The following is a 7,209-nucleotide window of genomic DNA, read 5'->3' on the forward strand; positions in this document are numbered from 1 at the left end:
GCGTTATGCTTTAGCAGCCTCAAGCAGTTTCTTTCCTTTTTCTATGGCATCTTCGATAGTTCCCACGTTAAGGAATGCCTGTTCCGGCAGATAGTCAACCTCACCATCAAGAATCATCTTGAATCCCTTAATTGTATCTTCTATGGAAACCATAGCACCAGGAACACCTGTAAACTGTTCAGCAACGGCAAACGGCTGTGAAAGGAATCTCTGTACCCTACGAGCACGGTTAACAGTCAGACGGTCTTCGTCAGAAAGTTCGTCCATACCGAGGATAGAGATAATATCCTGCAGTTCCTTGTTACGCTGAAGTATCTGCTTAACCCTCTGTGCAGTTTCGTAATGTTCTTTTCCTACGATAAGCGGGTCAAGAATACGGGATGTAGAATCCAGAGGGTCAACGGCAGGATAGATACCAAGTTCGGCAATCTTACGGCTTAACACTGTAGTAGCGTCAAGGTGAGTAAATGTAGTAGCCGGAGCAGGGTCTGTCAAGTCATCGGCAGGCACATAAACAGCCTGAACAGATGTGATGGAACCATTCTTTGTAGAAGTGATACGTTCCTGCATCTTACCCATTTCAGTAGCCAGAGTAGGCTGATAACCTACAGCCGAAGGCATACGTCCAAGAAGTGCGGACACCTCAGAACCTGCCTGAGTGAAACGGAATATATTGTCTATAAAGAACAGAATATCCTTAGGACTGTTCTCGTCTGTCTTGCGGTCACGGAAAGATTCTGCAAGAGTCAAACCGGACAGTGCAACAGACTGACGTGCGCCGGGAGGCTCATTCATCTGTCCGAACACCATTGCAACCTGCGACTTTTCAACTTCCTTGTAATCCACCTTAGACAAATCCCAATTGCCTTCTTCCATGCCCTTCTGGAATTCCTCTCCATAGCGGATAACACCAGATTCAATCATTTCCCTGAGCAAGTCATTACCTTCGCGTGTACGTTCTCCCACACCGGCAAAGACAGAGAAACCATTATGCTTCTTTGCAATATTGTTAATCAACTCCTTGATGAGCACTGTCTTGCCGACACCTGCACCACCAAACAATCCGATTTTACCACCTTTCAGATAAGGTTCCAAAAGGTCAATAACCTTAATACCTGTAAACAAAACTTCCTGAGTTGTTGCCAAATCCTCAAAAAGTGGAGGTTCGCGGTGTATAGGGAAACCGTCCTTCTTGTCCAGTCCGGACATTCCGTCAATAGTCTCTCCCACTACGTTCATCACACGTCCCCTGATCTGTGCTCCCACCGGCATGGTTATAGGCTGACCGGTAGGTACAACTTCCATTCCGCGTTTCAGTCCGTCTGTACTGTCCATAGCTACTGTACGCACAGTATCCTCACCGATATGCTGCTGCACCTCGATAATCAATGTACGACCATCCTTGCGGACAACAGTCATTGCATCGTGTATCTTCGGCAAAGCGACATCAGCATCCAATCCTTCAAGGTCGAAATGGACATCCACTACAGGACCGATAACTTGCGAAATATGCCCAACGATTTTTGACATAAACTAATCTGTTAAATAATTATCTTAATTGTATATCGCAAATTTAATGTTTTATCCCGTTACAATGTTCTCAAAAGTAACATTTTTTATCCCTCAAACAATGTTATAGGACACAATAAGAGAGATATTTCCCAATACCGTTTACATATTATCACAGAGAATAAAGACTTTTTAAACAAAGAACATACCATTACAGTATAGAACCAATCTTTCTTCTTATTGCAATTATATTATATACAGATACCAAAATAAACAAAATAACACCAAAGACACATGACATGGCAATGCTTACATCGTCTGTACCTGTTATAATGTCAGAAAGTGCATCCGTATATATTCCTCTGACAATTACCATAATAATGACAGACAGGACCAGAACCATAAGATTAATCGCCACAGTCAGTATCTGATAAGGCATAGCTACGCGCGAAGTACTGTAGCCTATAAGAATAAGATTCTCGAGTTTGTCCGTATTCTTCTGCAAAAGCAGATATATACTAAGCAATAGTATATAAAATGACAACAAACTTATCACAAGTCCGACTGCCATAACTACTCCTACAGCCACTTTCAGGAACCAGGTCATCTTGCCTGCATCAAGTTTGCTGTCCTCGGTTTCATATCCGTTATCGTTAAAATACCGGGCTATTCTTTCGTCGGCAGGATTGTCCACCTCTATAATAAGGCGCGACGGTTCCCATTCCTTGTTTCCGCCATAAGTGGCATTTGCCGAATTCATGAATGATTCAGGCACGAGTATAGTGTTCAGCCTGTTGGAGAAACCCACTATACGTCCCTTCTTCATATCCCGTTTTCCGTTTCCCACAATATAAAGATTGAGTGATACCAGTCCTACCATACCCTCCGACAGCTGCGGAAGATTCCTGCTTCGTGCAAATCCGAAATTATAAAGATTGAGATAATTGCGCGGAATAATGATTGGTATTTCACTCTGTCCGTCCGTATAACGCCATGCATCGGCCTTTACATCTACAAAACCGTCCGGTACAGACTCAAGAAACATAGCAGTTGATATATCCATTCCTCCGAATGATATACCGGCCGACACCTTGAACTGAGAAGGCTGGAAAGCCCCTACCTCTACAGTGAACGGTTGCGATTTCAAGTCATCCACCTCATAATCAGAGAAAGTACCGCTCTTTCCTGCAATACTTCCCAAGGTGCTGACCTTTTTTGTCACTACTATATAATCCTTCTTTATAAAACTGTCTTCCTGAGTGAATACAGGCGATACATCATTATAGAACTGTATCCCTAACATCACTATCACCATTCCGCACAGGTTGGCAATAAAGAAACCAGCCAACTGCGCCACACTGATATGCTGTCTTAATAATTTCCAAAGCATAATGACTCTCGGTACGTTTTTAAAGTTTTATTTCCACATCATAACCCATGTTCAGACGGCGCCCTATGGAAGTTACTATTACTCCCACTCCCCTTTCACACATCTCCGCTGACAGTATATCTCCCATTATTTTACTGTTGGCATCATCCAGATGACTCACCGGCTCATCCATAAACAGAAAGTCCGACGGCTGACACAGCATCCTTATGAAAGCCACTCTCTGCTGCTGACCGAACGACATCTGACCTACCGGTTCATTCCATTTATCCTCAATTCCCAACATGGAAAACCATTCTCTTATCTGTTTCTCTGCTCTGAAATGAGTCAGATTGTTTTTCAGAGTCACATTTTCAGCAGCCGTAAGTTCCGAAAACAGGCGCAACTCCTGAAACATCATTCCTATGGTCTGCTGTCTGATACCGGTCCAATCATCTCCGGAAAGGTTTCTGATATCCGTACTGTCAAAACTGATAATACCTTCATAATCCTTTCTGTAACCATATATAAAACTGCAAAGCGATGACTTACCGGTTCCGGAAGCAGCCTCTATCATGTAAGATTTTTCCTTCGCGAAAGAGAGTTTCTTTCTCCACACGTCGGAAACTATATTTTCGCGTCCTGCAAACACAGCCGGCAGGACATTTTCCAATTCTATTCTTTCCACCTTTCAGTAATTGTTTTAATTATTCAGCAAAACTTCCAAAGGATTCTTATTCTTATCTTTCATCACTATCTCAATATGTACATTACTTCCGTCGGCACTTTCCACAGTGAGATAATCCAGACCTCCGAAGAATGCAAGCACTGATGCCATCGAGCCTTTAAGTTTTTTCAAGTCGAGCAGACGGTCCAAAGATGTCAAATCTGAAACCATAAAGAATCTCTGCCCTTCCACTCTTTTTCCCCAAGTACGGTTTCTGAGTGAAAGCCCCAACACTCGCCTGTCTATCAATGATTCTTTGTTGGTGACATAAAGTTTGCCGTCCTTCACTCCTATCCACAGTTCCATATATCCCGGAGTCAGCCCAACAAGACTGCCGTCCACTGTCTTGAATTCATATCCGTTGTCGCCGTGATTGCGCAACAGCACCTGACCGCCTGAAAGAGCAGCCATAGACTTGAGTGTTTCAAAAGATTTCAGAAAATCATCATTTGTAACGTCTGCAAAGGCTATGAAGTCTTTTCCGTCCTTTCCGGACATAGACAGAGCCACATCGCCGCTGATGGCATTGAATATAGAACGAAAATCCAAAGGAATCATAGATTTCTCAAAATATCTTCTGACAGAAGGATTCTCGCATATAAAGTTGTAGAACTCTCCTCCTTTTATATTTGCCGTTGCCCAGAACTGAGTATTCGACGGGAACATATCCAGATAACCGCCTTTAATCTTATCTGTCACCTGCTGTTTCTTTTCAAAAACACCATTCATCACCTTGTCAGTGACCATCATTTCCACATCCATGACAGTTTTTCCGTTTGTGAAATCTACCGTAGATATTGCCTTGACATCCTTCAGGCGCATTTCTGCCGATATTCCCATCGTAAGTGGATATACCGCCTCGTGAGGCAAAACTTCAAGCGAACTCCACAATACTATATCACCCTTTTTCTGCTCCATACTCCTGAAATCATCTGATGCAGAAAATCCTTCACCATCTTTCTGACGCAGCCACATAGAAACCTGTCTTACGAGTGACTTAGGGTCAGACCCTTTATTGTCGGACACTAAGACCAAAGCTCCGTCATTATAAGCCAAAAGCCAGTTACCTATAACAGTCCATTCGCATCCGTCGGCTTCTTTCAGTGGCAGACAAAGCTGCTGTTTGGTAAGTGCTTCAAGCAGTTCTTCTAATTTATCGCTATCTGTTACCTTGACCAACAGCCCTCCGATTTTGGCCTGCTCACCCATAAAGAGATAAATCTTTTCCTTCAGCCCCAAACCGCTCTCTGTGGCATCACGGAATATTTTCTCCACCAAAGCTTCTGAACCGGAAAGACCGCTCTTGACCATTTTTTCAAATCGGGCAAGAACATCCTTATCGGCATTCGCACCACTAAGACCACTCTTTTCTGACATGGAATTTACATCGAGGGCTACCACAGCCGCCGATTTTGCAGGAATGGCATTCCTATAATCCGGAGTACTGCCACAAGCTGCCATAAACAAGGCTAATACGGGTATGTATAAATGTTTCAGTTTCATTTTTAGTTGTTAGTTTTTAGATATCAGTTTTTAGTTGTTAGATGTCAGTCGTTGGCGTTCAGCAGGTTCATAGTATGTACCGCCACAAGAGCCGCTGTTTCCGTACGCAAGCGTGATTTTCCAAGGCTCACCGGCTTGAAGCCTTTCTTTATGGCCATTTCCACTTCTTCTTTGCTAAAGTCACCTTCCGGACCTATCAGAACCAAAGCATCATTTCCCGGAACTATGGCATCTTTCAGCAGAGTCTTCTCTCCCTCATTGCAGTGAGCTATAAACTTATCTCCCTTGAAATCCATCTTCATGAACTTGTCGAAGTCTGTCATCTCGTTGATTACAGGCTTACGTGCCTTCAGCGACTGTTTTACGGCAGACACAACTATCTTCTCTACCCTTTCCGTCTTTATAACCCTGCGTTCTGAATAACGGCAATTGAGGAAAGTTATCTCGTCAAGTCCTATCTCAGTAGCTTTCTCCGCAAACCATTCTATACGGTCCGTCATCTTTGTGGGTGCCATAGCTATATGCAGATGTCCTTTCCACAACGGTTCCTGGAATGTTTTCTCCAAAACTTTCACCTGGCATCTTTTGCCTGTGGCAGCACTGATTGCAGCCTTGTAGAAATATCCTTTGCCATCGGTGAGCTGAATCTCATCACCTATATTCAGTCGTAAAACTCTTACGCAATGTCCTGCCTCCTCTGCAGGGAGTTCTGTATCTGTAAGTATGTCCGGAGTATAAAATACGTGCATAATAATATGTTTGAAATTAAAACCGAACAAATGTAACCATTTTTTCTGACACTTCAGCTAAAATAAAACGACGAAGCGTTTAAAGTAAAACGACGAAGCATTCGAAGTCGAATGACGAAACGTTTTCATTTAACAAATATAAACGCACAGGAAGCATGCTTTTTAGTACTCAAAAAAAGATTTTTTTGTATGTTTGCTGTCATTAACTATAAAACAACTCAACATGAAAAAACTACTATTATTAACTTTAGCGTTATTGCCTCTTTTTGCTACTGCAAAAGACAATAAGAAAAACGACAATTCCAACCCTAAGTATCTGGAAGGCGCAATCACTTTCAAAGATGACAAAATAACTTTTGAAGATGAAATTAAAGTGCCGTCGATGTCGAAAGACGAATTATACACGACAATGCTCCAATGGGCGGAAAAACGGTTTGTTCCGGACAAGAAACTAAACAGCAGAGTGGTATATACCAACAAAGAGAACGGTGAAATCGTAGCTTCGGCAGAAGAATATCTGGTTTTCAGTTCGACTGCTCTTTCGCTCGACAGGACAAGAATCTATTATCATTTCTATATACAGACTGACAACGGGGTATGCAAACTCAATATGAGCCGAATCAGATACTGGTATGACGAAAACCGCGACGGCGGAGAACGCTACACTGCAGAAGAATGGATTACTGACGATATGGCTCTGAACAAAAAGAAAACAAAACTGGCTCCTATTTGCGGGAAATTCCGCCGCGAAACCATAGACCTGAAAGACGAACTGTTCGCTTCGGCAAAAGACAATTTGGGACAGAAAGTTCTTGGTACTACTACAACTGAAAACACTGCCACAGCCGCTACAGCAAAGAAAACAGGAACAGTAGCCGTATCTGAACTTCCTGCAAACCTTAGTGAAATAGCTGCTGCAGGAAAACTGACAATCAAGGCCGGAGATAAAGAAACTGAATTGACAGCAAACGCATGGGGCGGTTTCGGAAAACTGTTCAACAAAGATGTGGCATACATTCTCATAGACAAGAAACAATCTGACATAAGCAAGGCTATGGAAAGCGCTTCTGCATATACAGTTTCATTCTACAAAGAGAAATCAGCTGATGCAGAAATCATAATAGAATGTAAGAAAACAATGACTCAGGAACTCTCTGCGGAAGAATTGAAATCACTGAATCAGGATATTGATACTAATAAAGAATATATAATGTATATCTGCGAGGTGACATCGGCTAAACTTCAGTAATCAGAAAACGACAAAAGGATATAAAAATAAAATGAGGCAATCGTGTTTACGTTGCCTCATTTTATTTTTATATATCATCTTTTCGGTATATCTACGGATGTTTCTT

The 7,209-nt window shown here is 42.4% G+C and carries 6 protein-coding genes; 1 reads left to right on the top strand and 5 read right to left on the bottom strand.

The features are described 5' to 3' along the window. Positions 1 to 3: 3 nt before the first annotated feature. The 5 genes from atpD to QZ379_RS03385 all read right to left on the bottom strand — a co-directional run bounded on the left by atpD (position 4) and on the right by QZ379_RS03385 (position 5,854). Positions 4 to 1,530, bottom strand: coding sequence for a F0F1 ATP synthase subunit beta (atpD, locus tag QZ379_RS03365; RefSeq protein ID WP_291558369.1), 1,527 nt, complete (start codon positions 1,528 to 1,530; stop codon positions 4 to 6). Positions 1,531 to 1,720: 190 nt separating this feature from the next. After that, positions 1,721 to 2,899, bottom strand: coding sequence for an ABC transporter permease (locus QZ379_RS03370; RefSeq protein ID WP_291558371.1), 1,179 nt, complete (start codon positions 2,897 to 2,899; stop codon positions 1,721 to 1,723). 19 nt (positions 2,900 to 2,918) lie between these two features. After that, on the bottom strand, positions 2,919 to 3,563 hold the full coding sequence (locus tag QZ379_RS03375) for an ATP-binding cassette domain-containing protein (protein WP_291558373.1): 645 nt from the start codon (positions 3,561 to 3,563) through the stop codon (positions 2,919 to 2,921). A 15-nt stretch (positions 3,564 to 3,578) separates the two neighbouring features. Next, positions 3,579 to 5,105, bottom strand: coding sequence for a DUF4836 family protein (locus QZ379_RS03380; protein WP_291558375.1), 1,527 nt, complete (start codon positions 5,103 to 5,105; stop codon positions 3,579 to 3,581). A 44-nt stretch (positions 5,106 to 5,149) separates the two neighbouring features. Further along, positions 5,150 to 5,854: a 16S rRNA (uracil(1498)-N(3))-methyltransferase gene (locus QZ379_RS03385; RefSeq protein WP_291558377.1), complete on the bottom strand. Its 705-nt coding sequence runs from the start codon at positions 5,852 to 5,854 to the stop codon at positions 5,150 to 5,152. A 223-nt stretch (positions 5,855 to 6,077) separates the two neighbouring features. On the opposite strand from QZ379_RS03385, the gene QZ379_RS03390 reads away from it, so the two are divergent. Further along, positions 6,078 to 7,103, top strand: a complete 1,026-nt coding sequence (locus QZ379_RS03390; protein ID WP_291558379.1) for a DUF4468 domain-containing protein — start codon at positions 6,078 to 6,080, stop codon at positions 7,101 to 7,103. Positions 7,104 to 7,209: the final 106 nt, after the last annotated feature.

The sequence above is a fragment of the Bacteroides sp. genome (genome assembly GCF_019417265.1).
Classification (GTDB): Bacteria; Bacteroidota; Bacteroidia; order Bacteroidales; family Bacteroidaceae; genus Phocaeicola.